The organism is Luteimonas sp. S4-F44, assembly GCF_022637415.1.
Lineage (GTDB): Bacteria > Pseudomonadota > Gammaproteobacteria > Xanthomonadales > Xanthomonadaceae > Luteimonas.
On sequence record NZ_CP093340.1, the window covers coordinates 214,730 to 240,909 of the forward strand.

General features: G+C 71.1%; 22 protein-coding genes and 2 pseudogenes. 14 read left to right on the plus strand and 10 right to left on the minus strand.

Going from position 1 to position 26,180, the window contains the following annotated elements; all coding sequences use genetic code 11:
* Positions 1–70: 70 nt before the first annotated feature.
* The 11 genes and pseudogenes from MNO14_RS00975 to MNO14_RS01025 all read left to right on the plus strand — a co-directional run bounded on the left by MNO14_RS00975 (position 71) and on the right by MNO14_RS01025 (position 9,868).
* The gene (locus tag MNO14_RS00975) at positions 71–703 is read left to right on the plus strand and encodes a ParA family protein (protein WP_241944958.1); all 633 of its coding nucleotides are present in this window, start codon (positions 71–73) and stop codon (positions 701–703) included.
* 42 nt (positions 704–745) lie between these two features.
* A complete protein-coding gene (locus MNO14_RS00980; RefSeq protein WP_241944959.1) occupies positions 746–1,222 on the plus strand; it encodes a histidine phosphatase family protein in 477 nt (158 codons plus the stop codon).
* Entirely contained in the window at positions 1,213–1,863 is a 651-nt protein-coding gene (locus tag MNO14_RS00985) for a YceI family protein (protein ID WP_241944960.1), read from the plus strand. The genes MNO14_RS00980 and MNO14_RS00985 overlap by 10 nt, the downstream gene beginning before the upstream one ends.
* Entirely contained in the window at positions 1,863–3,809 is a 1,947-nt protein-coding gene (locus tag MNO14_RS00990; RefSeq protein WP_241944961.1) for a phospholipase D family protein, read from the plus strand. Before MNO14_RS00985 ends, MNO14_RS00990 begins: the two co-directional genes overlap by 1 nt.
* A gap of 298 nt (positions 3,810–4,107) precedes the next feature.
* A complete protein-coding gene (locus MNO14_RS00995) occupies positions 4,108–4,254 on the plus strand; it encodes a hypothetical protein (RefSeq protein WP_241944962.1) in 147 nt (48 codons plus the stop codon).
* Between the two features lie 48 nt (positions 4,255–4,302).
* On the plus strand, positions 4,303–4,464 hold the full coding sequence (locus MNO14_RS01000) for a hypothetical protein (protein WP_241944963.1): 162 nt from the start codon (positions 4,303–4,305) through the stop codon (positions 4,462–4,464).
* A gap of 139 nt (positions 4,465–4,603) precedes the next feature.
* Positions 4,604–5,020, plus strand: a complete 417-nt coding sequence (locus MNO14_RS01005; RefSeq protein WP_241944964.1) for a hotdog fold thioesterase — start codon at positions 4,604–4,606, stop codon at positions 5,018–5,020.
* Between the two features lie 55 nt (positions 5,021–5,075).
* Complete coding sequence (locus MNO14_RS01010; RefSeq protein WP_241944965.1) at positions 5,076–5,879, plus strand: lysophospholipid acyltransferase family protein; 804 nt, start codon at positions 5,076–5,078, stop codon at positions 5,877–5,879.
* Positions 5,880–5,938: 59 nt separating this feature from the next.
* Positions 5,939–6,907: pseudogene (locus MNO14_RS01015) on the plus strand (alpha/beta fold hydrolase); the annotation flags it as partial.
* 235 nt (positions 6,908–7,142) lie between these two features.
* On the plus strand, positions 7,143–9,212 hold the full coding sequence (locus MNO14_RS01020) for a tetratricopeptide repeat protein (protein ID WP_241944966.1): 2,070 nt from the start codon (positions 7,143–7,145) through the stop codon (positions 9,210–9,212).
* A 38-nt stretch (positions 9,213–9,250) separates the two neighbouring features.
* Positions 9,251–9,868, plus strand: coding sequence for a YbhB/YbcL family Raf kinase inhibitor-like protein (locus MNO14_RS01025; RefSeq protein ID WP_241944967.1), 618 nt, complete (start codon positions 9,251–9,253; stop codon positions 9,866–9,868).
* A gap of 57 nt (positions 9,869–9,925) precedes the next feature.
* Here MNO14_RS01025 and MNO14_RS01030 read toward each other — a convergent pair whose 3' ends face one another.
* From MNO14_RS01030 to pyrE, 4 genes are all read right to left on the minus strand, one after another.
* The gene (locus tag MNO14_RS01030; protein WP_241944968.1) at positions 9,926–10,753 is read right to left on the minus strand and encodes an META and DUF4377 domain-containing protein; all 828 of its coding nucleotides are present in this window, start codon (positions 10,751–10,753) and stop codon (positions 9,926–9,928) included.
* 231 nt (positions 10,754–10,984) lie between these two features.
* Positions 10,985–11,779, minus strand: a complete 795-nt coding sequence (locus tag MNO14_RS01035) for an undecaprenyl-diphosphate phosphatase (protein WP_241944969.1) — start codon at positions 11,777–11,779, stop codon at positions 10,985–10,987.
* A gap of 149 nt (positions 11,780–11,928) precedes the next feature.
* The gene (locus tag MNO14_RS01040) at positions 11,929–12,573 is read right to left on the minus strand and encodes a hypothetical protein (protein WP_241944970.1); all 645 of its coding nucleotides are present in this window, start codon (positions 12,571–12,573) and stop codon (positions 11,929–11,931) included.
* 32 nt (positions 12,574–12,605) lie between these two features.
* Positions 12,606–13,265 (minus strand): orotate phosphoribosyltransferase, encoded by a 660-nt coding sequence (pyrE, locus tag MNO14_RS01045; RefSeq protein ID WP_241944971.1) that lies wholly within the window; start codon positions 13,263–13,265, stop codon positions 12,606–12,608.
* Positions 13,266–13,464: 199 nt separating this feature from the next.
* Between pyrE and MNO14_RS01050 the strand changes: the two genes are divergently transcribed.
* Positions 13,465–14,268 (plus strand): exodeoxyribonuclease III, encoded by an 804-nt coding sequence (locus MNO14_RS01050; protein ID WP_241944972.1) that lies wholly within the window; start codon positions 13,465–13,467, stop codon positions 14,266–14,268.
* Between the two features lie 71 nt (positions 14,269–14,339).
* Positions 14,340–15,587, plus strand: a complete 1,248-nt coding sequence (locus tag MNO14_RS01055; protein ID WP_241946221.1) for an MFS transporter — start codon at positions 14,340–14,342, stop codon at positions 15,585–15,587.
* 24 nt (positions 15,588–15,611) lie between these two features.
* Here MNO14_RS01055 and MNO14_RS01060 read toward each other — a convergent pair whose 3' ends face one another.
* From MNO14_RS01060 to dinG, 4 genes are all read right to left on the minus strand, one after another.
* Positions 15,612–16,265, minus strand: coding sequence for a hypothetical protein (locus MNO14_RS01060; protein ID WP_241944973.1), 654 nt, complete (start codon positions 16,263–16,265; stop codon positions 15,612–15,614).
* Positions 16,266–16,548: 283 nt separating this feature from the next.
* Positions 16,549–18,276, minus strand: coding sequence for a DNA primase (gene dnaG, locus MNO14_RS01065; protein WP_241944974.1), 1,728 nt, complete (start codon positions 18,274–18,276; stop codon positions 16,549–16,551).
* 52 nt (positions 18,277–18,328) lie between these two features.
* A complete protein-coding gene (locus tag MNO14_RS01070; RefSeq protein ID WP_241946222.1) occupies positions 18,329–19,243 on the minus strand; it encodes a YihY/virulence factor BrkB family protein in 915 nt (304 codons plus the stop codon).
* A 317-nt stretch (positions 19,244–19,560) separates the two neighbouring features.
* Positions 19,561–21,723: an ATP-dependent DNA helicase DinG gene (gene dinG, locus MNO14_RS01075; protein WP_241944975.1), complete on the minus strand. Its 2,163-nt coding sequence runs from the start codon at positions 21,721–21,723 to the stop codon at positions 19,561–19,563.
* A gap of 491 nt (positions 21,724–22,214) precedes the next feature.
* On the opposite strand from dinG, the gene MNO14_RS01080 reads away from it, so the two are divergent.
* Positions 22,215–23,009, plus strand: a complete 795-nt coding sequence (locus MNO14_RS01080) for a class III extradiol ring-cleavage dioxygenase (RefSeq protein WP_241944976.1) — start codon at positions 22,215–22,217, stop codon at positions 23,007–23,009.
* A gap of 50 nt (positions 23,010–23,059) precedes the next feature.
* Here the strand turns inward: MNO14_RS01080 and MNO14_RS01085 are convergent.
* Both MNO14_RS01085 and MNO14_RS01090 read right to left on the minus strand, forming a co-directional pair.
* Positions 23,060–23,287, minus strand: a pseudogene (locus MNO14_RS01085) (hypothetical protein); the annotation flags it as partial.
* 18 nt (positions 23,288–23,305) lie between these two features.
* Positions 23,306–26,134 (minus strand): PAS domain-containing protein, encoded by a 2,829-nt coding sequence (locus MNO14_RS01090; RefSeq protein ID WP_241944977.1) that lies wholly within the window; start codon positions 26,132–26,134, stop codon positions 23,306–23,308.
* Positions 26,135–26,180 lie beyond the last annotated feature (46 nt).

Below are 26,180 nucleotides of genomic sequence, written 5' to 3' on the forward strand. Positions count from 1 at the left end.
GTCGGGGCTCCATACACGCCTGTCCGCTCGCCGGTGTACGCTGGCTCGACCGGATCTGCGGAAGACCTCGATGAAGACCGTGCTGGTGGCCAGTTCCAAGGGCGGCGTCGGCAAGACCACGATCGCCACCCATCTCGCCGCGCACGCGGCGCTGGCGGGCGAGTCGACCGTCTTGGTCGATGCCGACCCGCAGCACTCCTCCACGCGTTGGGCTGAACGCCGCGCCGGGCTCGATAGCGCGGTGCTGCCGATCGACGGCAGCGCGCGGCACCGCAAGGTGCTGGCGGCGGTCCCCGAGGGCACGACGCGGTTGATCATCGATGCCGCCGCTGGCGCGATGGCCGACGATCTCGACGCCTATCTGGAGGCCGCCGATGCCATCGTGGTACCGGTGCTGCCGTCGGCGCTCGACATCGATGCGACGGTGGGCTTTCTCAATACGCTCGCCCGCCATCCGCACGTGCGTCGCGGCAACACCCGCGTAGGCCTGGTCGCCAATCGGTTGCGGCCGTGGACCAACGCCTCGCAGCAGGCGCTCTACCTGCTCGCGCAATGGCCGTACCCGGTGGTCGCGCAACTGCGCGACAGCCAGGCCTACGTCATGCTCGTGGGGCTGGGTCGCAGCCTGTTCGACTACCATTCGGCGCAGGTGCGCGAGCATCAGGACGATTGGACGCCGCTGCTGAAGTGGCTGAAGAAGTAGCCGCGCACCCGATCCCGACCCGACGACGAGACCGCCACGCCCATGCGCGAACTGATCCTGCTCCGCCACGCCCACGCCGACCCTGCGTTGCCCGGACAGGCGGACATCGACCGTCCGCTGTCGGCCGAGGGCCTGGCCGAGGCCGAGGCCGCCGGGCGCTGGTTGCGCGACAAGACGCTGATCCCCGATTGCGTGCTCTGCTCGCCGGCCAGGCGCACGCGCGAGACGCTGGAGGCGGTGCTGGGCGTGGTCGGCTACGTCGATCAGCGCCTGGAACCGGCGATCTACGAAGCCATGCCCGGCACGCTGGCCGGCCTGGTCGACGAGCATCGCGAGGTCGGGCGGTTGCTGCTGGTCGGCCACAACCCGGGCCTCGAACGGCTCGCGGCGCTGCTGCACAGCGGCCAGTCGGGCGACTACCGTGGCATGCCGCCGGGCGGCATCGCGGTGTTGAGCCTGCGCGACGACGCTGCGGTCGAGCCGGGCGTTGCCGACCTGTCGGCGTTCTGGTGGCCCTGAGCGTCACGCTCGAGACGATGCCCACGCCACCGGGTCGCATTGCGCGCGCAGGCCGCAGGCCGTCGCCCGGCACGCCGTGGCTGCTGTCGGCCGGCCTCTGGCTGGCGGCGGTCGCGGTCGCGCCGGCGATGGCCAACGAGACCCGCGCGCTGGTGCTCGACACCGCGCGCTCGGACATCGGCTTCCAACTGCGCACGCGCTGGGGCCAGCAGCTCGAAGGCCGGTTCGATGCTTGGCGCGGCGAGATCGTGGTGCTGCCCGACGGCCGGCATCAGGTGCGCTTGACGCTGCCCACCGGCGGCGTGGAGATCGTCGGCAGCCGCAGCTACACCCGCATCACCCGGGGCGCCGGTTTCTTCGATGTCGAGCGCCATCCCGAAGTGCGGTTCGTTTCCGATCCCTATCCGCCGACGCTCGCCCGCGAGGGCGGTGCGATGACCGGCGTGTTGAGCATCCGCGGCATCGCCCAGCGCGAGACATTCCGGATCGCGCCTGCCGAGTGCGCGCGTCCGGCCGTGGACTGCGACGTCGTGGGCGAGGGCGATGTCCGCCGCAGTCGTTACGCGATGGACCGCTGGGGCTACGCCCTGTCCGACCAGGTCCGCTTCACGCTGCGGATCCGGGCGGTGGAGCCGCACTGATGCGCTGGATCGGACGTGCCCTGCTGCTGGCGGCCACGCTGGCCACCGGCGCCTGTACGACGCTCACCACCGCGCAGCGCGAGCGCGCGGCGCAGATCGCGATCGAGGCGCGCGACACCACGATCGTGTGCGCGCGCGCGGATGCCTGCGCGACGCCGTCACCGCTACGCGAACTGGGCGTGCGCGCCTTCGCACGCAGCGCGCCCGAGGCGCCGCACCATGCCGCGTTGCTGCTCGAGTACGGCCAGGATGCGCTGATTGCGCGGCTGGATCTGATCCGCGGCGCGCAGCACACGCTCGATGTGCAGACCTACATCTTCGACGAGGACGATTCGGGCCATCTGGTGCTCGAAGAGCTGTTGGCCGCCGCCCGCCGCGGTGTGCGCGTGCGGCTGCTGGTCGACCAGCTCTCGGCATTGCGCACCGTCGAGACCCTCACCGCACTGGCCGGTGCGCATGTCGGTTTCGAACTGCGCATCTACAACCCGGTGCTCGGCCGTGCGCGCATCAGCTATCCGCGCTACGCCCTGGCCGCGGCGTGCTGCTGGCGCCGGCTCAACCAGCGCATGCACAGCAAGGCGCTGCTGGTCGACGGCCTGGTCGGCATCACCGGCGGCCGCAACTACCAGGACGACTATTTCGACTGGAACGATAGCTTCAACTTCCGTGACCGTGACGTCCTGGTCGCCGGCCCGGTGGTGGCCGACATGGCCGCAAACTTCGAGGCGTTCTGGCAGTCGTCGCTGAGTACACCGGTCGAGCAGCTCACCGACGTCGGCCAGCATCTGCTGCGCGGCGGCGTGCCCGATGTGTCGTTCCTGGACTATGCGCGGCCCGAGCGCGTGGCCTCGGTCTCGGCCGACGCCAGCGACGCGGTGCTGGTGCAGCAACGCCTGGCGGCGGCCGCGATCGACGTGGGCCACGTGGAATTCATCGGCGACCTGCCGGCCAAGCACAAGCGCGACCACGAGCGCGCGCAGGACGCGACCGCCGCCACGCCGCGACTGCGCGAACTGATCGAGTCGGCCGACCACGACGTACTGCTGCAGACCCCGTACCTGGTGCTGTCCAAGCCGGCCGAGCAGATGTTCGAGACGCTCCGCGAGCGGCCCGATCCGCCGCAGGTCACGGTCTCGACCAACAGCCTGGCGGCGACCGATTCGTTCATCACCTACGCGTTGTCCTACAAGTACAAGCGCCGGCATCTGCGCGATTTCGGCTTCCACATCTACGAGTACAAACCGTTTCCCGAGGACGCACCGATCGATCTGGAGGCGACCGGTGCGGTCGGCATCTCCTGGAATGCCGATGGCAGCGTCAATATCGAGGAGAGCGGGGCGGAGGGCGTGGCGACGACCCGCGAAGCGGCGCTCGCCGCCCGGCCGGACAGCGCGCCACCGCTCACGCGCGAGTACTCGGCGCTGCGCTATGCCGGCATCGGCGTGAACCGGCGCGTGCCGCTCAACCGCGCCGGTGTGCGCGTCGGGCTGCACGCCAAGTCGATGGTGATCGACGACCGGGTCGGCGTCGTCGGCACGCACAACTTCGACCCGCGCGGCGACACACTCAATACCGAGAGTGCGATCGTCATCGCCGATCCCGCATTCGCGCGCCGGCTGGCGGCGAGCATCCAGCGCGACATCGCGCCGGCGAACTCGTGGACCATCGCCCGGCGCGACAAGCCAGCCTTCTTCTCCGGCATCGATTACACGATGGCGAAGATCTCCGAGCGATTGCCGGTGTTCGACCTGTGGCCCACGCGCTATGCGACCAGCTACGAGTTCCAGCCCGGACCTGATTGCCCGGCGCCGCTGTCGCCCGACGATCCGGGCTTTCGCGCCTGCTACGCGCCTGTCGGCGACTTCCCCGAGGTCAGCCTCGGTTGGCGCAGCCTGCTGACCCGGATCTCGACCGCCTTCGGGGCGGGCCTGGTGCCGATCCTGTAGCGAACGCCGGCCCACGGCGCGCGGTGGAGACGCCTTGCGCGGGCCGTCGGCGTGCTGGCGTGTGCCGCAGGTGCCTCTGGCGGCCTTCCTCCCGCACCACGCGCCGTGTCCCCCTGGGATGGACGGCTGGGAGGCGCGCCTTGCGCCCGGCGCGGGCGCCGGATGGTCGGCAGAAAATAAACGATTGCTGAACAGTTCCGAGGTGCTGGCCGGCTATGACCTCCGGCACATGGTGTTCTCGAACGGTGGTGTTGTAGTCTACCAACACACCGAAGCACAACCACACCGGAGCACGACCATGCAGACCCAGACCGCCCCCACCCGCACCGCCCCCAACGCTGCCTATGTCCGCCCCTTCGGGGTTGGCTACGGCCGCAGCAGCGGCTACGGCACGCCGCGCAGCTACAGCCAGTCGTCGGTGCCCAGCCGCTTCCGCGTCGCCTGACCGTCCCCTTCCCCCCTCCCCTTTCCCCCTCGCCCCCGGACCCTCGCCATGACCCGCATGCTCGCCATCGTTCACGCTGCCGCCCGTCTCGCCCCGATGTCGTCGCTGCCGCGCGCGACCGGCTGCGCGCAGGCCGCCCGCCGCCGGAGCGGCGCCGCTGCCCGCAGTCGCGATGCCGGCACGCTGCCGTCGCGGTTCCGTTTCGCCTGACCCACTGCACCGGCCGCGACGGCCAGGGCCCACGAGGCCGCCCCGTCGCTGACGCCCGGCCGCACCGCAACGCACCGATGCATGCGCCACGTCGAGGAACGGCCTAAGCTGGCACGTTCCCGCCCGGAGTCCGCGACGCATGTTCCGCAGCGATACCACGGTCGAGCAGCTCAACGCGCTGTCGGCCAATACCGCGATCGCCACACTTGGCATCGTTTTCACCGAGATCGGCCCCGATTACCTGCGCGCGACCATGCCGGTCGATGCGCGGACCCATCAGCCCTACGGGCTGCTGCACGGCGGCGCGTCTGCGCTGCTGGCCGAGACGATCGGCAGCTCCGCCGGCGGCCTGGCCGCGCCCGAGGGCTGCGGCGTCGTCGGTATCGAGATCAACGCCAATCACCTGCGCGGTGTGCGTAGCGGCATGGTCACCGGGACTGCGCGCGCGCTGCACGTGGGCCGCAGCACGCAGGTCTGGGATATCCGCATCGAGGATGCTGACGGTCGGCTGGTCTGCGCCTCCCGGCTGACGCTGGCGGTGATCCCCAAGCCGTGAGCGCCTCCTCGTTCCGCAGTGGCGCGCCCATGACCGGTTTGGGTATGGTGCGCGCATGACGTCCTCCCCCATTCATGCCGGCACCGGCGGCCGGTCGGTGCGCGCATTGCGCTACGCGTATCGCGTGCCGATGCTGCTGTGGCACGTCTTCGTGCACCTGCCGCTGGTGCTGTTGTCGATGGTGCCGTTGATTGGGACACGCACGCTGCGCAGCGGCGAGCGGATCGACCACCGGATGATCCGCTGGTGGCAGGGCGGCTTGATGCGGGTGTTCGGCTTCCGCATGCGCCGCATCGGCACGCCGTTGCCCGGCGCGACGCTGTTCGTCGCCAACCACGTGAGTTGGGTCGACATCGTCGCGCTGCACAGCCAGCGGATGATGGGTTTCGTCGCCAAGCGCGAGATCGCCGGCTGGCCGGTGGTGGGTTGGCTGGCCGCGCGCGGGGAGACCATCTTCCACCAGCGCGGCAGCCAGGAATCGCTGGGCGGGGTGCTGCAGGAAATGCTCGCGCGGCTGCGCGCCGGGCGTCCGGTCGCGGTCTTTCCCGAAGGGCGTACGCGCGGTGGCACGCACGTCGGCCCGTTCCACGCGCGCATCTTCCTGGCCGCGGTCGAGGCCAATGTCGCGGTGCAGCCGGTCGCTCTGCGCTACGGCGTCGACGGTGCGGCGCAGACGATCGTGGCGTTCCACGATGGTGAGTCGTTCTTCGCCAACTTCCTGCGGTTGCTCGGCGAAGCGCCGCGGCAGGCCGACGTGATCTTCCTCGAGCCGATCCTGCCGGGCGAGGGCGACGGCCGGCGCCGGATCGCCGATGTCTCGCGCGAGCGCATCGTCGCCGCGCTTGGGGCGGCGGGATGACCGCGACGCATCCGTCGGCGACGGCGGATGCGGACCGGCCGCCGGGTCCCGATGGCGGCCTGCGCGGCAGCGACTATGTGCCGCCGGTCTGGCTACGCAGCCCGCACGTGCAGACCGTGCTCGCCAGCAGCCCCTGGCGCCGCCGACGCGGCGCCCGGCTGCTGGCGGCGACTGGCGCGGTGACCACCGAGCATCTGGTCGACGGCGGCGAGGGCGTGCGCCTGCACGGCCTGCATTCGGTGGTGCCCGGCGCCGCATCGCGCGGGCTGGCGCTGCTGTTGCACGGTTGGGAGGGCAGCACCGAATCGAGCTACATGCGCTTGACCGCGGCGCGGATGCTCGAGCGCGGCTACGAGGTGTTCCGGCTGAACTTCCGCGATCATGGTGGCAGCCATCATCTCAATGAGGCGATCTTCCACTCCAACCGGATTGACGAGGTGGTGCACGCCGCGCTCGACGTGTCGCGACGCTTCCCGGCCCGGCCGATGGTCGCAGCCGGCTACTCGCTCGGCGGCAACTTCGTGCTGCGCCTGGCGCTGCGCGCGCCGGCGGTTGGCCTGCCATTGGCCGGCGTGGCCTCGGTGTGCCCGGTGGTCGATCCGGCGCGCACGATGGTGCACATGGAACGCGGGCATCGGCTGTACCTGCGGCACTTCGAACGCAACTGGCGCGCGTCGCTGCGGCGCAAACGCGCGCTGTTCCCGGACCGCCACGCATTCGACGATGCGACCTTGCGCCTGGGCATGCGCGAGTTGACCGAGTGGCTGGTCCAGACCCATACCGATTTCGGCACGCTCGACAACTACTTCGACGGCTACTCGGTCGCCGGCGACCGCCTGGCCGGCCTGCAGGTGCCGACCGACATCCTGATGGCCGCCGACGATCCGGTGATCCCGCTCGATGCGTTTCACACCCTGGCATTGCCGGCGCATGCCCGCATCGAGCTCAGTCGCTGGGGCGGACACTGCGGTTTTCTGCTCGACGCTCACCTCGACGGGTTCGCCGAACGCTGGGTCGCCGCGCGACTCGACGCGCATGCCGGCGCGGCACGCGAGGCCGGCACGCGGACCCGGCTGGCGAATGCGATCGGCAGCGACCTGGCGCCCGGCACCGGCTGAGCGTCGCCGCACAGATCACCTCCCCACATCGTCGGCGAAGATCGACGCGCGCAGCGCGACGCGGGCGCACGAGCGCCGGCCGCCAGCAGATGGCCCGCTACAATGGCCGGCCCAGCCAGACGGACGGCGCCTCGCCGGCACCAGCATGCAGCAACAGATCCTCGATGCCCTGCGCCGTGGCGCCCACGACGATGCCGCCGCGCTCGCGCGCCAGGCCCTGGCCGATGCGCCCCGCGATGTCGGTCTGCTGCGCGCCGCTGCGCTCGCCCTGCGCACGGCCGGTGATCGCGACGGCGCGCTGGCCGCGATCGACGCTGCGATCGCCGATGCGCCCGACGAGGCCGAGCTGCACTTCCTGCGCGCGGGCATGCTGCTGGACGCGCGCGACCTGGAGGCCGCGCAGGCGGCGTTGTCGCAGACGGTGTCGCTCGATCCCAATCAGTTCGGCGCCTATGTGATGCGCGCGCAGCTGGCGATCGGCCGCGGCGATCTCGACGAGGCCGAGCAACAGCAGAAGCTGGCCGAGCGCGTGGCGCCCGAGCACCCGTGGACGACGATGCTTGCCGGCGCGATCGCCTCGCGTCGCGGCGACCACGACCGCGCGCTGGGCCTGCTGTCGCACGCCTCCAGCCAGGCGCCGGACGACCTGCAGGTGCTGCATGCGCTGGCCTTCGGCTATCTCGCGGCCGGGCACCTGGCGTTTGCCGAGCAGGCGTTCCGCCGCGTGATCGAGCAGACCGGCCAGGCGCCGTTGCGCGGCTTGCTGGCGCAGATCGTGCTGCAGCAGGGCCGTCCGGCCGATGCCGCCGACGTGATCGCCGAGATCCTGGCCGATCCGGCGCAGATCACCCCGGCGTGGCAGACCCTCGGCGGCGAGCTCGAACTGGAGGCTGGGCGTCCCGAGCGCGCAGCGCCGTTGCTGCATGCCGCATTCGCCGCGCATCCCGAGTCACGCCGCGCGACCAATGCACTGGTCCAGCTGTGGAGCAGGACCGACGCTGCGGACGACGCCCGCAGCACGCTCGATGCCGCGCTCGCGGCCGGCCCCGAGCACGATCATCTGTGGCTCGCGCGGCTGGCGTTCGAGCCGTTCGCCGGTGAGGCCGCGCGCGGCATCGTCGAGCGCTGGAACGCACGCCGTCCCGATCACCTGCCGGCGTTGCAGGCACGCCTGTCGCTGGAGACCGGCGCCGGCGACATGGAAGCGGCCGAAGCGGTCGCGCGCGCGGTCACCGCGCTGCAGCCCGGCCATGCCGCGGCCAACGAGTTCCTGTTCAACCAGTTGCTCGCGCGCGATCCGGACGCGGCGGTGACCTTTGCCGAAGGTCTGCAGGCAACTGCGCACGACGCTGCGCGGCTGATGCTGCGCCGCTGGGTCGGCCTGGCCCAGGACGCCGCCGGCCGCCACGCCGATGCGGTCGCGACCTGGACCGCGGTCAGCGTCGAGACCAGCGCCGCGGCGAGCGCACCGCCCGAGCCGACCGCCGCGCCGCCGCAGTGGCCGCCGGTCGCCGACTCGTTGGCGGCGCAGCCCGCGGCGGTGTTCCTCTATGGACCGCCCGGCGCCCAGGTCGACCGCATCGCCGGCCTGCTGCGGCAGGCGGTGCGCCAGTTCCGCGCCGACCGCTTCGCCGGCCCGGTTGCCGACGCATTCCAGGACACTCGCGTGCCGGCCCGGCTCGCCGCGGGCGAATTCACCGCGCGCCAGATCGTCGACAGCTGGCGCACCCAGTTGCCGGCACGCGATGCCGGTGACGGCGCAATCGTCGACTGGCTGCCGTGGTGGGACAACGCCTGGCTGCTGGCGCTGCGGCCCGAACTGCCGCAGGCGCGCTTGCTGCTAGCGCTGCGCGATCCGCGCGACATGCTGCTCGAATGGCTGGCGTTCGGCACCGCGTTGACCATGCGCATCGAAGACGCCCAGAGCGCGGCCGACTGGCTGGCCCGCCACCTGGCGCAGTTCGCCGACCTCATCGAGCAGTCGCTGATGCCGCTCACGGTGGTGCGCACCGACGCGCCGGCCGCCGATCCGATGGCGGTCGCGGCCGCACTGGGCGAGGCCCTCGCGCTCGACGGCTTTCCGGTGCCGCCGCCGCAGGCGCTCGGCACAGATCGCCTGCCGGCCGGACGCTGGCGTGCGTACACCGACGCGCTGGCCGGCCCGATCGCCGCCTTGACCCCGGTCGCGGTGCGCCTGGGCTATCCGCAGGCCTGACCGCCGCCCCGACTTTCCGCATCCCAGGAGACGACACCATGCGCATCCACAGCGACAGTTTCGCGCCCGGCCAGCCGATTCCCGCGGCGTTCGCGGCGGGCACGCCCGACGGCTTCGGCGGCAACCGTAACCCGCACCTGGCCTGGGACGAGGTCCCGGCCGGCACGCGTTCGTTCGCGCTGCTGTGCCTGGACCCCGATGCGCCGACCGACCCGTCGCTGGCGGGCCGCGACGATGTCGAGATCCCGGTCGCGCATCCGCGCGGCACGTTCGTGCACTGGGCCGTGGTCGACTTGCCGGCCGAGCTGCGCGCGATCGAGGCTGGCAGCGCCAGCGACGGTGTGACGCCGGGCGGCAAGCGCCGACCGCCGGGCCCGGCCGGCGCGCGCCAGGGTCTGAACGACTACACCGGCTGGTTCGCAGGCGATCCCGATATGGCCGGCGACTGGTTCGGCTACGACGGTCCGTACCCGCCGCCCAACGACCTGCGCACGCATCGCTATTTCTTCCGTCTGTTCGCGCTCGACGTCGAACGTCTCGACGTGCCGGAGCGCTTCACCGCCGGCGACGTGCAGCGCGCGATGCAGGGCCATGTGCTGGCCGAAGCGACTATGTGGGGCAGCTACGCGCTGCATCCGGGCGCCACGCCGGCCTGACGCATGAGGCGCGCGCGTCGTTGCGCGCGCGCTTCATGCGGTCGCGCCAGGTTGGGCTCAGCGCGTGACGGTCTCCGACTCGACCACCATATCGAGCACGTAGGCCTGCGCCGGCGCATCGGTCGGCGGGTCGGCCACATCGAAGCGTCGCACGCGCACGACATTGCGTGTGCCGTCTTCGTGGGTGAATCCCTCGATCTCCTGGTACAGCGGCGCCCACGGCGCGTCGCCGGGCACGCGCACGCCGTTGGCGTCGTAACGCACCTCGCGCGCCTGCAGGCAGCGGTGGTCGGGGATCAGCGGATGGCTGCAGGCCACGCGCTCAGGCGCGATCTCCAGAAACACCTGCTCGCCCTCGCTGCCATAGCGCGTGGCGGGCGTGGGCGTGCCCTCGAACGTCAGCACGTCGCCGCTGTCGGTCTGCAGCGTCAACCGCGGGGTTTCGCCCTCAGCGATGGTGATGTGATGGGTGCCGGGCAGGCGCTGGCCGATCTCGCGCTCGAGCGTCTGCAGCCGCGGGTCTTGGCAGGCCATCATGGTCGAGATCACCTGGTCGACGGTCATGCGGTCGTCGTCAAGCGCCACGTTCGCGCTCATATTGTTGCAGGCGTTGCGGACCTGGACGCCGCCATCGCGGAAATCGAGCTGCAACGGCGCGCCGCCTTCGGCCAGCAGGCCCTCGATCCGCGCGCCGGCGCCCGAGCGGGCATCCACCAGGCGCCAGTGATAGGCCCCGAGCGTGGCCGTGTGGTCGGCCGGCGCGGCGTCGGGCAGTTCGGCGGTCGCCGCTTGCCCATCCGGCGTCGCGGCGCCATCGGGCGGCGAGGGGGTGGGCGAGCAGGCGATCAGGGCGAACGGCAGCAGCAGGGGCAGTGCACGACGCATCGGGCGTCTCCTTGTCGATCGAACAGATGCGCCCAAGCTTAACCGGCCCGCCTGCACGCACCTTGTGCATGCCGACGCGCAGGGGGCCCGCGGTTCAAACATCGAACAGGACGACTGCCCGGACCGCGCCCAGTTCGAGATCGCTCGGCGCGTTGCGCGGAGCAGACATGGCCGATGTCACCGCCCGTGTTCGCGGGGGCGGGCGGCGACACCTGGGCCTTGCGAAAGGTCTCAGACCCCCGACGGCATCAACAGCAGCAGGCCCAGGCCGAGCGCGATGCGGTAGAGCGCAAAGCCGGTGAAACGATGGCGCTTGATGTAGCCGAGCAACCACTTGACCACGATGAAGCCGGTCACCATCGCGGCGACGAAGGCGATCGCGACGTCGCCCCAGGCTTCCTCGCCCAGGCCCTGGTCGAGCCACAACTCCAGGAACGCATAGCCGCTGGCCGCGAACATCGTCGGGATGCCGACCAGGAACACGAACTCGGTCGCCGCCGAGCGCCGGCTCAGGCCGGCCAGCATCGCGATGAAGATCGCGGCCGCCGAGCGCGAGGTGCCGGGGAACACGCCGGCCAGCACCTGCGCCAGGCCGACCAGCACCGCGACCGTCCAGGTCACATCGCTGCGGTCGGGCCGGCGCTCGGCCAGGCGCTCGGCGACGATCATCCACAGCCCGCCGATCACCAGCGCCCAGGCCACCGGCGTGACGGTCTCGGGCAGCTCCCAGCCGGCCATGCGCACCGGCAGGCCGACCAGCGCGGTGACCAGGAACGCCAGCGCCAGCTTCATCGCATAGTCGCGGTTGGCGCGTTCGTGCAGGCCGGTGGTCAGGCTCCAGATCCGCTGGCGGAACACCAGCGTGATCGCGACGATCGCGCCGGCCTGGATGACGATGTTGAAGAAATCCGAACGGGCGCCGAGCCAGTGCTGGGTGATCAGCAGGTGGCCGGTGCTGGAAACGGGCAGGAACTCGGTAAGCCCTTCGATGATGCCGAGCAGCAGGGCGGAAATCGGGTCGGACACAGGGACTCGCGGTGCAGCGGTGGGGGCGGGCAAGCATACGCGCCCGGTCCGGGCGGGGCCAAACCACGCAGTGCCGTCCTGGTCACTTTCCCCGCTCGCGGGGGAGGTCGGTGTGCGCTGGGCGCCGGGTGGGGGCCCGCCCCGCGCTGTTAGTCGTGCACTGCCGCCGCCGGCTGCTTGAGCTCGCGATAGCGCGCCAATGCCGCGCGCAGATCGCCGCCAAGCGCGGCCTGGTCGGCCAATTGCTGCTCGAGCACCGCGGTCTGGCGTTCCAGATCCGTGCGCTGGGCGCGGATGCCGGCGATCAGCGTCGCGTCGACCGGCGCGTCGCGCAGTTCCAGATCGGCGGCCTGGCGCAGCAGCGACAGCAGGCTCGCGCGCAGATTGGCGATGCCCAGCTGCGAGGTCTTGATGGCTTCTTCGACCAGCACGATGCGCTCGCCGTAGGCGCGGCGCAGGTCGGCTTCGGTCGCGTAGGCCTCGACCATCGCCAGTTCCCGGCGCTGCAGCACGCCGCGCGCGTCGGCCTCGCGCTGCGCCTGCGCCTGGGCGGCTTCGGCCGCACTGCGTTCCTCGTCGGTGAGCGCGCGGCCGATCTCGGCGGTGCGCACGCCGCTGCGGGCGTCGATTTCGGTGCGCGCCGCGTTCACTGCGGAGGCGGGCAGGGCATCGCCGCAGACCCGGCGGCCGCCTTCGTCCCAGCAGTACACCTTGCGCTCGGGCGCGATGGTCTGTGCCCCGGCGGTCGCGGCGGCGAGCGACAGCGCGACGGCCAGAAGTCCCTGCAACGTCATCGTGTGCCTCCCCCGGCGGCGCTGGCGGGCCATCAGCGCGCCGGGCCGCTTCCGTACTGCGACCGGTAGGCGAGCAGGCGGTCGCGCTCGGCGTCCAGTGTCGCGTTTTCGCCTGTGAACGCAAGCAGGTCCGACAGCCCGGCGATCGACACCACCGGCACGTCCTGCGCGTCGGCCACGCGCTGGGCGGCCGAGCGCGGATCGTCGTCGCTCAGGCGCTCCTGGCGGTCGAGCGCAATCACGATGCCCGCCACTCGTCCGCCGGCCGCGTCGATCAGGCCCAGCGCCTCGCGGATCGCGGTGCCGGCGGTGATCACGTCGTCGACGATCAGCACCCGGCGGCCGTCGAGCGGTGCGCCGATCAGGGTGCCGCCCTCGCCGTGGGTCTTGGCCTCCTTGCGGTTGAATGCAATGGGCAGGTCGCGCCCGCGGCGCGCGTACTCGACGCCCAGCGCGCTCGCCAGTGGAATGCCCTTGTAGGCCGGTCCGAACAGCAGGTCGAAGTCGAGCTCCGCCGCCTCGAGCGCATCGGCATAGCAGCGTGCCAGCGTCGCCAGGGCCGCGCCCGAGTCGAAGCGACCGGCATTGAAGAAGTACGGGCTGACGCGACCGGACTTGAGCGTGAACTCGCCAAAGCGCAGCGCCTGCACATCGAAGGCAAGCTGCAGGAAGCGGGTGCGGTGGTCGGACATCGGCGGCCTGACGGAAGGACGGAAAGCGCAAATGGTAAGGCACAGCGCGTCGCGGGCCGTGCCAGCACAGGGCGGCGCGCGTGAGGCCGGCCGTCGTCGCGTCCTCGATGTGCAAGGGCCGGCCGGACAGGGCCGCTGACGGGCGAGGCGGCCGCGATCGCGCGGACTCGATCGCCGTGCGTCGGTTACCCTTCGCGCCATGAGAATCATCAGCTTCAACGCCAATGGCCTGCGCTCGGCCGCCCGCAAGGGGTTCTTCGACTGGTTCGCCGCGCAGGACGCCGATGTGTTATGCGTGCAGGAGACCAAGGCCCAGGAGCACCAGCTCGCCGGTGCCGAGTTCCTGCCGGCCGGCTACAAGGCCTGGTTCCGCGATGCGACCACCAAGAAGGGCTACAGCGGGGTGGCGATCTATGCGCGGCGCGAGCCCGACGAAGTGCGCACCGCGCTGGGCTGGGCGCCGTTCGACGAGGAGGGCCGCTACATCGAGGCGCGCTTCGGCAACCTGAGCGTGGTCTCGTTCTACATCCCGTCCGGCTCGTCGGGCGATCTGCGTCAGGGCTTCAAGTTCGAGGTCATGGCCTGGTTGCGACCGATCCTCGACGAATGGCTCGCCAGCGGCCGTGATTACGTGCTGTGCGGCGACTGGAACATCGTGCGCAGCCGCAACGACATCCGCAACTGGTCGAGCAACCAGAAGAACTCCGGCTGCACGCCGCCCGAGCGCGCCTGGCTCAACGGCATGATCGCCGATGCCTGCGGCGACGGGCTGTGCGCGCCGCCAGCGAGCGGCTGGCTCGACGCGCTGCGCGTGCTGCGGCCCGAGGCCGCCGAGTACACCTGGTGGAGCAACCGCGGCGCGGCGCGTGCCAACGACGTGGGCTGGCGCATCGACTACCAGTTCGTCACGCCCTCGCTGCGCGAGCGCATCCAGGCCGCCGCGGTTCATGCCGAGCCGCGCTTCTCCGATCACGCGCCGCTCATCGTGGACTATCGCGCGTGAGCGCCGCCGCGCCGACGCGCGCCGGCAAGCCGTCGATCTGGCAGGCCTTCACCCAGCCCGCGGCGCGGACGATGTTCCTGTTCGGCTTCGCGTCGGGCCTGCCGTTCCTGCTCGTCGCCGGCACGCTTGCCTACTGGCTGCGCGAAGGCGGCATGGAGCTGCGCGACATCACGATGATCGCCAGCGCCGGCATGGCGTACTCGTTCAAGTTCCTGTGGGCGCCGCTGGTTGATCGCTGGCGGTTGCCGCTGCTCGGACGGCTGGGCCAGCGGCGCGGCTGGTTGCTGCTGGCGATGGTGGCGGTGATGGCAGGACTGCTGGGTATGGCGGCCGTGGGCACCGGGCCGCTGGCGTTGTTCATCGCGCTGACGCTGCTGGTCGCGTTCTCGGGCGCGACGCTCGACATCGCGGTCGACGCCTATCGCGTCGAGATCGCGCCGGCCAATGCGCAGGGTGCGCTCGTGGCGACCTATTCGCTGGGCTATCGCATCGCGCTGATCGTGACCGGCGCGCTGGCGCTGGTGCTGGCCGACCATGTCGCCTGGCCGATGGTCTACCGCGCGATGGCCGCCTGCATGCTGTTGCCGATCGTCGCCTGCCTGCTCGCACGCGAGCCGGACGTGGTGCGCGTGCGCGCGCAGAACTGGGCGCAGGGTCTGCGCGAAGGCGTGGTCGAGCCGTTCGCCGATTTCTTCCGCCGGTTCGGCGGCAAGGTCGCGCTGGCGATCCTGATGTTCATCCTGGCGATGAAGATCTCCGACCAGGCGCTGATCGGCGGCATCATCGGCCCGTTCTATCTCGACCAGGGCTTCAGCAAGACCGAGATCGCGGCGGTCACCAAGGTCTACGGCATCTGGATCGGTATCGCCGGTGCTTTTCTGGGCGGCGTCGCGGTCGCGCGCTGGGGCGTGCAGTGGCCGCTGTTTGTCGCCATCGTGCTCGGCGCGGCGAGCAACCTGCTGTATCTGGCCCTGATCGGCGCCGACGGCGACCTGACCCGGCTCACCATCGTGATCTCCGGCGAGAACCTGGCGCAGGGCTTCCTCGGGACGGTGGCGGTCGCGTACATGTCGGCGCTGGTCAACCAGCGCTACACCGCCACGCAGTACGCGTTGTTCTCGTCGCTGATCATGTTGCCTGGCAAGCTGCTGGGCTTCTTTTCGGGCTGGATCGTCGAAGTCACCGAGGGCTACGCGGTCTACTTCGTGATCACCGCGGTCGTCGCGGCGCCGGCATTGCTGCTGTTCTTCTGGCTCAAGCCGCGTGTGAGGCTCGGCGAGGACGCCGCGGCCGGCGCGCAGAGCGACGCCGGCCCCTAGGGCCGGCGCCGCCGCACGGTGGCGTCAGCCCTGGATGTCGGCGAGCGCACCGTCGGTCGCCGGGGGCGCATGCAGGCAGGCGTCCGGGTTGCCATCAAGGCCGGCCGGCATCTGGCAGGTGCGCGGCGCGAAATCGAGCGTGCCCTGCCAGCCGAGCCGGCGGTCCGGACGCAGGCCCACCTGCACGTCCACGTCGCGGATCACCACGCGTGCGGTCTGCGGCGCGCCGCCGGCGACCGCCCAGCTGTCGAGCTGGTGGGCGAGCGTCGGATCGAGCAGGCGATTGTCCTCGAGCAGACCGCGCACCTGGTCCAGCGCCGCGGTGTGCTCGCCGCCGGCGCCGCTGGGCTCGATGTTGACGCTGGCGAGCATGCCGTCCTGCTGGCGGAACGCGACGCGCTCGGCCGGGACCGTCAACAGCCGGCCATCGGGCAGTCGCAACGTCACCTGACGCGCTTGCGCGATCGTGTGCTCGCTGGCGAGCGCGCCGTTGTGCTGCGGCCAGGCCAGGTCCACCTGCTCGGCGACGGGCGCCGACAGGTCGATGTGCAACGGTTTGACCAGCGCGGGTGGCGTGTCGATCTTCGCGCAGCCGGCGGCCAGCAGGCCGGCCAGGAGCAGGGCGGTCGCGGCCTGGCGCAAGCCGGACCGGGTGTGGGAAAGGGGGGTCGAACGCATGGCAAAACATCCTGTGGAGGGAGACAGCGGGGACCTGACCGGGTCCGTCTGCGCGGACCCTGGCGTCGTCGTGGCGAAGCGCGGCCGACGACAGGCGCGCTGCGCCTGCGTGGCGTTGCCGATGATCCCCCGCGGCGGATCAGACCAGCGCTGGAGTTAAGGGCGCGTCGATGATGTGTTGGCGTCGCTGCTCTGGAAACGCTTTCATTGCCGGGTCGACGGTGCATCCAACCGCGCCATTGCAGCCACCGCGCCTGCGCGATCGGGCCTGTGGCATGGCGGGCTATCCCGCGCGCTGGCTCAGCAGTTCGCGCAGCGCCTGCTTGCCGGCGGCGTCGAGCGCGCCCTCGCGCTGGCGGGCCAGCAGGTCGTCGATACGCTGCTGCAGCACCTGCCGGTCGAGCTGGGCGACGACATCGCGCAACTCGATCTCCCACGTCGCCTCGTCGCCGGGTAGCGACTGGCTGGCGAGCTTCTGCAGTGCTGGCGCCTCGTCGCGGCCGTCGAAGTGGGCGAGCAGCGAGCCGGTGCTGATGTCGGGGCGCACGCTGGCAACCGCGATCAGCTCGGTCAGCAGGTCGATGCCCGGCTGCTGCAGCGCGACGAATGGATACGGCGGCGGCAGCGTCGCGGCCATGGCCGGCTTCTGCAACAGCAGCGCGATTGCGTGCCGCACCAGGCTGCGTCGTGGCGCCGGCACCGCGCGCCCACCGCGCGGCATGCGTGTCGGCGGCGCGGCCACCGATGCCGCAGGCCGGCCCAGCCCGGTCAATTCGGTCAACCGCTGGCGCATCAGATCGGCGAACGCGCCTTCCGGAATCTGTGCCAGCATCGGTTTGGCGCGCTCGGCCAGGCGGGCCTTGCCGTCGAGCGTCGACAGTGCGATGCCATCGCCGATGGTGTCGAAGAAGAACGTCGACAACGGCGTGGCCTGCGCCAGTCGCGCCTCGAAGCCCTGCACGCCCTCCTGGCGCACGATGGTGTCCGGGTCCTCGCCGTCGGGCAGGAACAGGAAGAACGCCTGGCGGCCGTCGCGCATGCGCGGCAGCACCGATTCCATCGCGCGTGTCGCTGCGCGCCGGCCGGCGGCGTCGCCGTCGAAGCAGAAGTACACGTCGGCCGCGTTGCGGAACAACAGCTCGGCGTGGTCGGGCGTGGTCGCCGTGCCCAAGGTGGCGACCGCCTGCGGCAGGCCGTGCTGGAACAGCGCGACCACGTCCATGTAGCCCTCCACGACCACCAGCCGCTCGATCTTCTGGTTGGCCTGGCGCACCTGCCACAAGCCGTAGAGTTCGCGGCCCTTGTGGAACAGCGGCGTCTCGGGCGAGTTGAGGTACTTGGGCGAGTCCTCGGCCGCCAGCACCCGGCCGCCGAACGCGATCGGCCGGCCGCGGCGATCATGGATCGGAAAGATCACCCGGTCGCGGAACTTGTCGTAGCTGTGCCCGCGTTCGTTCTTCGACAGCAGGCCGACCTTCTCCAGCACCGCGATACGGCGTGCGTCGTCCTTGCCCAGTGCGTCCTTGAGCGCCGAGAACCCGTCCGGCGCATAGCCGATCGCGAACTGTTCGCGTGTCGCCTGGTCGACCTCGCGGCGATCGAGGTACTCGCGCGCCTTGTCGCTGCCGGCCAGCTGGCTGCGGAAGAACCGGGTCGCGGCCTCGAGCGCCTCGTACATCGGTGCGCTGTCGGGCCGCGCCTCGCGCTGCGTCGTCTCGCGTGGGATCTCCATGCCGGCGCGCTTGGCCAGCTCGTCCACCGCGTCGAGGAACTCGAGGCGGTCGTAGTTCATCAGGAACGAGATCGCAGTGCCGTGCGCCCCGCAGCCGAAGCAGTGGTAGAACTGCTTGGTCGGCGAGACGGTGAAGCTGGCCGAGCGCTCGTCGTGGAACGGGCAGCGCGCCGAATACTCCTTGCCCTGCCGCTTGAGCGGCACGCGCGCGTTGATCACCTCGACGATGTCCGTCCGGGCGAGCAGGTCGTCGATGAAGGCGTCGGGGATGCGGGCCATGGCTGCACTAGGATGCCATGCGCGCCCGCCTTCTCCGCGTGGCGCGGGTAGATCAGTCCGGTGCGCGGGGCGGGGACGCCGCCGGGGGTAGGCCTGACGCCGAGGTGCCCTCGCCGGTGGCCTGCCGCTCGGCGCGCTTGCGCAGCGCGCGGTCGACCGACGCCCGGCGCAGGCGCTCGTCGACGACCGCGGTGATCAGCGCGCCGACGAAGAAGATCGTCGCCGCGTAGTACATCCAGATCAGCAGGATCACCAGAGTCCCGAACGAGCCGTAGGCGCTGCCCGGTGCGGCGTGGGTGATGTACAGCCCGATCGCCCAGCGTCCGAGTACGAACAGCATCGAGGTAATGAGGCCGCCGAACAGCGCCTGGCGCCAGCGCACGCGTCGGTCGGGCAGGTAGTGATAGAGCAATGCGAACGCCATCGAGTAGAGCACCAGCATCAGCGCGTTGCCGATCAGCGGCAGCACCGTCGGCACGTTGGCGAAGATCACCTCGACCGCGGTGGTCAGCAGGGTCGAGGCCAGCACCAGGAAGCCGAGCGCGAACACCACACCGGCCGAGAACACGCGCTTGCGCAGGAACGCCTTCAGTCCGCCGGGAATGTGGCCGCTGTCGGTCTTGAAGATCAGGTTCAACGTGCCCTGCAGCTGCGCGAACATGACCGTCGCACCGACGAACAGCAGCAGCGTGCTCCACAGGCCCGCGAGCGAGCCAACATCGGGCTGCTCGTTGGCGTTCTGGATGACCGTGCCGGCCACCGTCCGCGCGCCTTCGCCGGCGAGCTCGCCGATCTGCTCGAGCAGCGCGTCCTGCGCCGGGGGGTACAGCGACGCGGTGATCCACAGTACCAGCACCAGCAGCGGTGCCAGCGAGATCAGGGTGTAGAACGACAGCGACGCGGCCTGCGTCAGCAGGTCGGCATCGATGAAGCGCTTGACCAGCGTCATCGGCACGCTGTCTTCCATGCGCTCGACTGTCTTGTCCAGGCGCCGGCGCGCACGCGACCAGCGCGTATGCGGCACAGATGCGGCGTCGTTGGACTGGGACGAGGCGGGCGACGGGGAGGAATTGGCTGTGTTCATGCAGTCGGTCGTGATCGGGGCTGGACGGCGGGCTGCGCGAAGCGCCCTTTCGGCGTGGCCGTCACTCTAGTCGCGCAGGCGTGCGGACGTGATGAACGTGCGACGCACGGCGATGCCTGCGCGGCGTCGTCGTGCGTGCCCTACCCGATGCGCAGTACGCATCGCCCTTCTGCGCAGGCGGGAAGTGGCACAGGCGGTGCTCAGCCGATCACGCGCTCGAACGGCGGCAGCGCGTCGAGGATGCGCTTGCCGTAGCGGCGGGTCAGCAGCCGCGAGTCGAGGATCACCACGCGGCCGGTGTCGCTCGAGGTGCGGATCAGGCGGCCGGCGAACTGGGTCAGCGTGCGCAGCGCGTGCGGCACCGCGATCAGGTTGAACGGGTTCAGCCCGCGGGCCTCGAGCCATTCGCCGAGCGTCGCGGTCTGCGGGTCGGTCGGCACTGCGAACGGGACCTGGGTGATGACGACCGTTGTGCAGGCCTCGCCGGGCAGGTCGAGGCCCTCGCCGAACGAGTTGAGCCCGAACAGCACCGAGCCCTTGCCGGCGGCGACGCGCTCCAGGTGCGCGGCGACGACCTGCGATTTGTTGCCCGCACTCTGCAGCTGGATCGCACCGCGGCGCGAGGCCGGCATCAGTTCGGCGACCTTCTCCATCTTCCAGCGCGAGGTGAACAGCACCATGCTGCCTTTCTTCCAGTCCAGTTCGCGCGCCAACCAGTCGGCGACCGCCTTCGGATGCCCTTCGCGGTCGTCGGGCGGCACCGGGAACGGCGGCACCACCAGTTGCGCCTGGCGCGGCAGGTCGAACGGAGAGGGCAGCGACGCGGTCTCGGCATGCTCGGGCAGGCCGGTGTCGATCGCGAACGACTGGAAATCGCCGCCGCCGGTCAGCGTGGCCGAGGTCATGACCACCGAATCGACCTCTTTCCACAGCAGCGTGCGCAGCACATGCGCGGCCGAGACCGGCGAGCAGTGCAGCGCCAGATCGCCTTCGCGCGTCGCGGTGACCCAGCGCGCCATCGGCGGTGCGCCGTCGCGGTCCTCGCGGCGCCAGCCCGCCCACAGGTCGTATTGCTGCTCGACCATTTCCAGCGCCATGCCCAGACTGCGTTGCAGCTTCTCGCGCGCCGGATCGTCCTGCTTGGCGCGCGCGACCGCCTGTTGCGCGGCATGCACCCAGTTGAGCAGTGCGCGGGTGTCCTCGGCCAGCGTCTCGATCGCCGGTGCCCAGTCGTCCGGCAGCCGCCCCAGCGGCGCGCGCCACATCGGCTCGCGCTCGCCCGGCTCGGGCTGCCAGACCCGGTCCACGTCCAGTTGGAAGGCTTTGAGCGCTTTCGACACCCGCACCGCCAGGTCGATCGCCTCGTTGGGCAGCAGCGTGCCGATGCGCTCCTTGTCGACCAGCCGGTAACTGCCCGCGATCAGGATCTGCATGCGGCCGGTGCGCTTGGCCATGTCGGCCAGCGGCAGGCGCGCGGCGCCCTGGTCGATCGCGACGTTGGCCACATGATGGCCCTCGTCGAGCACCAGCAGCATCTCGTTCGGCGGTGCCAGCAGCGGCTGGCCGTTCTCGACATCGCCCATTGCCAGCGACGACAGCAGCAGCGCGTGGTTGGTGACCACGATCTGCGCGTCGCGCACGGTGGTCCGCGCGCGCAGCACCGGGCACTGCTGGGCGAAGCTGCAGCGACGACCCGCGCAGCCCGAGGCCGGCGTGGTGATGCGTGCGCGCAGCGTCGGCGAGACCGGCTCGGGTGCGGCATCGAGGTCGCCGTCCCACAGCCGGTCGGCGTGCGCTTCGAGCAGGCGGCGCGCGGCATCGACCTCGTGCGGCGCCAGCGGGCGATCGAAGAGCTGGCGCTCGAAATCGCCGCCCTCATCAAGGCCGGCGTCGCCCGGCAACAACGCGCCCTGGCTGTGCTCGGCGTGCAGTTCGGCCGCGTTGCGGGTGCACAGATAGCGGGTGCGCCCTTTGGCCAGCGCGACCTTCGCCTCCAGTCCGGTGGCGGCGAGGAATGCGGGAATGTCGCGTTCGACCAGCTGCGACTGCAACGCGACCGTGCCGGTGCTCACGACCAGCTTCTTCTTCGTCGCCAGCGCGATCGGCACGCCGGCGGTCAGGTAAGCGAGCGACTTGCCGACGCCGGTCGGCGCCTCGGCCACACCGATGCCGCCCGAGGTCGCGAGCGCGCGCGAGACCAACCCGATCATCGCGCTCTGCGAGCGACGCGTGCTGAAGCCGGGCGTGTTGGCCTGGAGCTTCGCGTACGCGGCGCGGATGTCGGCCTTCAACGCCTCGGTGAGGACGCGCGGCGGTGCGTCGGCCGCAGGCCGGGCCGGCGGCTGGAGTTCGGGTTCGCCCATGCGCGCATTGTCCCACGGCCGGTCGCGCCGTTTGAGAGCGCCGCCCCGCCGCTAGACATGAGCACAGGCGGTCGACGACACGTGCAGCCGCGCCCAGTCGGTCTCGAACAGCGGTTGCCCGTTCGAGGCCGAGACGCCGCCATCCGACCGTGGCGACATGGCTGAGCAGCGGCTGGTGTTTACGGTAGACATTCCGGCTCGACGGGCCCTTCCGTGCAGGCGGAGGGGTTGCTCACGGTTCTTCTGCAGTACGCCATATCCAGGCGGGCCCGATCCAAGCGGGCCCGACAGTCGGGACCGCCCAGGCGCCGTTCGACGCCGGGGGCGAGCGGTTCCATGCCAGGTTGGCAGGCGGGCAGATCGGGCTGGCGTGTGCAGCAGTGCCTGACCGCCAGCGTTGCATGGCTGCGACGATGCGTCGTGGCGCCGCCGCTTCCGTGTATCGGGGCCCGCGCCCATCGTGAGAGGCGATCCCGCTCCCAGGTGCCCCCATGTCCCCGCTGCCCGCGCTGTACGTCTCCCACGGCTCGCCGATGACCGCGCTGTCGCCCGGTCGGGTCGGTGTGCGGCTGGCCGAACTGGCGCGCGAGCTGCCGCGACCGCGCGCGATCGTCGTGGCGTCCGCGCACTGGCTGGCGGCACGGCCGCAGGTCGGTGGCGGCGCGCAGCCGCAGACCGTCCACGACTTCGGCGGCTTTCCGGAGGCGCTGTATGCCATGCGCTACCCGGCGCCAGGGGACCCGGCGCTGGCGCAGGACATCGCCGCGCGCCTGGCCGCGGCCGGCCTGCCCGCGCAGGTCGATCCGCAGCGTGGGCTCGACCATGGCGTCTGGGTGCCGCTGCGCCTGCTCCATCCCGAGGCCGACATCCCGGTGGTGCCGCTGTCGATCCAGCCTGCGCTCGGTCCGGCGCATGCCCTCGCACTCGGTCGCGCGCTGGCGCCCCTACGCGCGCAAGGCGTGCTGGTGATCGGCTCGGGCAGCATCACCCACAACCTGCACGACTGGCGCGGCCGCGACGGCAGCGAGGCGCCGTACGTGCGGCCGTTCACCGACTGGATCGAAGCGCGGCTGCGCGCCGACGACCTGCCCGCACTGCTCGACTACCGCCGGCAGGCGCCGTTCGCGGCGCAGGCGCATCCGACCGACGAGCACCTGCTGCCGTTGTTCGTGGCGATGGGCGCGGCCGGCGGCGCGCGGCTCGGCGCGCAGCGCATCGAGGCCGGTATCGACATGGGATTCCTGGCGATGGACCTCTACCGCTTCGACGGGGCCAGCGAGGCCTGAGGCGCGGCCGCGCGCCAGGCGCGCCAGGCGGCGCGGTCGTCGAAGTGCGCGGCATAGTGCGACTGCACGTGCCGGCTGATCCAGGTCGACAGCCCGCGACCGGCCTGCGCGGCCGCGCACAGTGCCGCGAAGTGTCGCGCGCCGATGTCCCGGCGCGTGTAGACGTAGACCGGTCCGTGCGCGAACTCGACGGCGATCGCATCGTCGTCGATCGCGTAGGCGGTGACGCCGCTGTCGCCGTGCCGGTTCGCGTAGCGCTGTAGCGCCGGCCCGGCCATCGTGCGGCGCCGCGGCGCTCAGGCCACGGCCGACTGCAGCGACGCGGTTGCAGCCTCGACGCTGGCGACGAGTTCGTGCTGGCGGAACGGCTTGCCCAGAATCGTCAGGCCCGGATCGAACTCGGCCATGCTGGTGTAGCCCGAGACGATGACCACCGCCGTGCCCGGCAGCCGGTCGCGCACGGTCCGGGCCAACTCGGCGCCGGTCATGCCGGGCATCAAGTGGTCGGTGACCAGCACGTCGGGGGCCAGGCCGCCCTCGAGCGCGGCCAGCGCTTCTTCGGCCGAGCCGGCCTCGATGACCCGGTAGCCCATGTCGTCGAGCGCGTCGGCGGTGCACATGCGCACGGCGTCCTCGTCGTCGACCACGAGCGCGGTACCGCGATGTTCGTCTGTCGTGTTCACATGATCGTCCTCGTTGCTGTCTGCATTCGCGGCTGCGCGGCGCGTCCCCACCGGCAGCCAGAGTTCCATGGTGGTGCCCCGCTGCGGGGCGCTGTCGATCGCCAGCCGGCCGCCGAGCTGCGAGGCCAGGCCGTGCGCCATCGACAGGCCCAGGCCGGTGCCGCGGCCGATGCCCTTGGTCGAGAAGAACGGCTCGACCGCGCGTGCGCGTGTCGCCTCGTCCATGCCGTGACCGGTGTCGGCGACCGAGACGACGACGTAGTCGCCGGGCGGCAGGCCGTCGGCGCGCGTGCCGGCATCCATTCGCGCATTGCGCGCGCGGAGTGTGAGCACACCGCCATCGGGCATCGCGTCGCAGGCGTTGACGCTGAGGTTGAGCAGCGCCATCTCCAACTGATTGGGGTCGGCGATCGCCGGTGGCAGGTCGTCGGCGATGTCGAGTACCAGGCGTACGCGTGGGCTGCTGGAACTGCCGATCAGTTCGGCCATGCCCGCGACCAGCGGGCCGACCTCCACATCCACCGGCTGCAGCGGCTGCCGCCTTGCGAAGGCCAGCAGGCGCTGCACCAGGGTGGCGGCGCGTTCGGCCGAGCGCTGGGCCACGGCGATCATGCGCGCACGGCGTTCGGGCCGGGCATCGGGGTCGCCGGCGAGTTCGAGGGCGGTGAAGATCGGCGTGAGCAGGTTGTTGAAATCGTGCGCGACGCCGCCAGTCAGCTGGCCCATCGCTTCGAGCTTCTGCGACTGGCGCAGCGCCTCTTCGGCGTGGCGACGCTCGGTGGTGTCGATCGCCTCGGGGACGACCGCGATGATCCGCCCGCTGGCATCGCGGATCGGGCGGATCGACAGGTCGTGCATCCGTCGCCCGGACGCCAGCTCGACCTCGATCTCGGCACGTGCGGTGCCGCCGCGGGTGGCTTCGTTGAACAGGCCGCGGACGCGCTCGGACATGCCTGGCGTGGTGCTGAACCAGGGCGTCTCCCACAGCGGCCGGCCGACGATCGCGTCCAGCTCTTCGCCGATCGCATCGAGCACAGTGCGGTTGGCGTCGGTGAGTGTGCCGTCGGGCGTGCACATCGCCTGCAACTGGTAGCTGGTCTCGAACAACGTGCGTAGCTGCGCCTGCGAGCGCGCCAGCGCGTCGGCGGCGGCCTTGATGTCGGTGACGTCGCGCGCGCTGCAATAAAAGCGCCCGCTTTCGGGCGTGGCCACCCACGACAGCGTGCGCACGCCGCCGGCGCGCGTGCGCCAGCGATTCTCGAAGCGCAACACCGGTTTGCCGGCGCGCAGGGTGTCGAGCACGCTGCGGGTGACATCGTGGTCGTCCGGATCGACGTACGCCCACCACGGCTGGCCGACCAGTTCATCGGCGCGCCAGCCCAGCATCTGTGCCCATGCCGGATTGGTCGTCTGCATGCAGCCGTCGGCATCGACCACCGCCAGCAGATCGGGCGTGACCTGCCAGGTCAGCGAGCGTTCGCGCGCGCGCGCCACAACCTGTTGTTCCAGGTCGCTGTTGAGCGTGCGCAGCTCCGCCTCGCGCTCGCGCAGCGCTTCGTCGGCCAGCGCGCGCGCGGTCACGTCCACGCCTTGGACGAAGATCCCGATCACGCCGCGCTCGTCGGTGACCGGTTGATAGACGAAATCGAGGTAGCGCTCGACCGACGGCCCGCCCGGCGTGGCCTGGACGACGAAGCGGGCTCCGGTGGCCGAAAACGCGCGGCCGGTCGCGTAGACGTCGTCGAGTAGCGACTTGAAGCCTTGGTCGACGGCGTCGGGCAAGGCCTCGGCAACGGTGCGGCCGATCAGGTCGCGGTCGCCGACCAGGCGCCGGTAGCCGGGATTGGCCAGCTCGAAGCGGTGCTCCGGCCCGCGCAGCATCGCCATGAAGCTCGGCGCCTGGTCGAACAGCCGGCCCAGGCGTTCGGCTTCGGCCGCGAGCCTGCGCTGGGCGAGGACCTTCTGCGTGGTCTCGGTGGTGATGTTCAGAAAGCCCGGAATCTGTCCCTGTTCGTCGCGGACCGGCGTGTAGGAGAACGTCCAGTACGTCTGTTCCGGATAGCCGTGGCGCAGCATCGTCAGGGGCATGTCCTCGTGCGAGGTCGACGTGCCCGACATCGCTTGCTCGATCAGCGGCAGGATGTCGTCCCAGACATCCGGCCAGATCCGCGCGATCGGCCGGCCCAGCGCGGTAGGTTCCTTGGCGCCGAGCATCGGCGCGTAGGCGTCGTTGTAGAGGAGCGTCAGCTCCGGGCCCCAGCTCAGGCACATCGCAAAGCGCGAATCGAGCATCAGCGCCACGGTGGTGCGCAGCGACTGCGGCCAGGCCTGCAGCGGCCCCAGCGGCGTCGTCGACCAGTCGAACGCAGCAATACGGCCCGCCATCGCGCCATGCGCGGGCAGGAAATCGACAGTGGCGGGACAGGCAGCAGGCGGGTTCAACAGCGGGACGCGCAGCTCGGATCGGGCCGCATCCTGCCATAGGTGC

Excerpts from the sequence above, each read along its gene's own strand:
- MNO14_RS00975 (WP_241944958.1), top strand. The coding sequence starts at position 71 with ATGAAGACCGTGCTGGTGGCCAGTTCCAAGGGCGGCGTCGGCAAGACC.
- MNO14_RS00980 (WP_241944959.1), top strand. The coding sequence starts at position 746 with ATGCGCGAACTGATCCTGCTCCGCCACGCCCACGCCGACCCTGCGTTG.
- MNO14_RS00990 (WP_241944961.1), top strand. The coding sequence starts at position 1,863 with ATGCGCTGGATCGGACGTGCCCTGCTGCTGGCGGCCACGCTGGCCACC.
- MNO14_RS00995 (WP_241944962.1), top strand. The coding sequence starts at position 4,108 with ATGCAGACCCAGACCGCCCCCACCCGCACCGCCCCCAACGCTGCCTAT.
- MNO14_RS01000 (WP_241944963.1), top strand. The coding sequence starts at position 4,303 with ATGACCCGCATGCTCGCCATCGTTCACGCTGCCGCCCGTCTCGCCCCG.
- MNO14_RS01005 (WP_241944964.1), top strand. The coding sequence starts at position 4,604 with ATGTTCCGCAGCGATACCACGGTCGAGCAGCTCAACGCGCTGTCGGCC.
- MNO14_RS01010 (WP_241944965.1), top strand. The coding sequence starts at position 5,076 with ATGACGTCCTCCCCCATTCATGCCGGCACCGGCGGCCGGTCGGTGCGC.
- MNO14_RS01020 (WP_241944966.1), top strand. The coding sequence starts at position 7,143 with ATGCAGCAACAGATCCTCGATGCCCTGCGCCGTGGCGCCCACGACGAT.
- MNO14_RS01025 (WP_241944967.1), top strand. The coding sequence starts at position 9,251 with ATGCGCATCCACAGCGACAGTTTCGCGCCCGGCCAGCCGATTCCCGCG.
- MNO14_RS01030 (WP_241944968.1), bottom strand. The coding sequence starts at position 10,753 with ATGCGTCGTGCACTGCCCCTGCTGCTGCCGTTCGCCCTGATCGCCTGC.
- MNO14_RS01040 (WP_241944970.1), bottom strand. The coding sequence starts at position 12,573 with ATGACGTTGCAGGGACTTCTGGCCGTCGCGCTGTCGCTCGCCGCCGCG.
- pyrE (WP_241944971.1), bottom strand. The coding sequence starts at position 13,265 with ATGTCCGACCACCGCACCCGCTTCCTGCAGCTTGCCTTCGATGTGCAG.
- MNO14_RS01050 (WP_241944972.1), top strand. The coding sequence starts at position 13,465 with ATGAGAATCATCAGCTTCAACGCCAATGGCCTGCGCTCGGCCGCCCGC.
- MNO14_RS01055 (WP_241946221.1), top strand. The coding sequence starts at position 14,340 with ATGTTCCTGTTCGGCTTCGCGTCGGGCCTGCCGTTCCTGCTCGTCGCC.
- MNO14_RS01060 (WP_241944973.1), bottom strand. The coding sequence starts at position 16,265 with ATGCGTTCGACCCCCCTTTCCCACACCCGGTCCGGCTTGCGCCAGGCC.
- dnaG (WP_241944974.1), bottom strand. The coding sequence starts at position 18,276 with ATGGCCCGCATCCCCGACGCCTTCATCGACGACCTGCTCGCCCGGACG.
- MNO14_RS01070 (WP_241946222.1), bottom strand. The coding sequence starts at position 19,243 with ATGGAAGACAGCGTGCCGATGACGCTGGTCAAGCGCTTCATCGATGCC.
- dinG (WP_241944975.1), bottom strand. The coding sequence starts at position 21,723 with ATGGGCGAACCCGAACTCCAGCCGCCGGCCCGGCCTGCGGCCGACGCA.
- MNO14_RS01080 (WP_241944976.1), top strand. The coding sequence starts at position 22,215 with ATGTCCCCGCTGCCCGCGCTGTACGTCTCCCACGGCTCGCCGATGACC.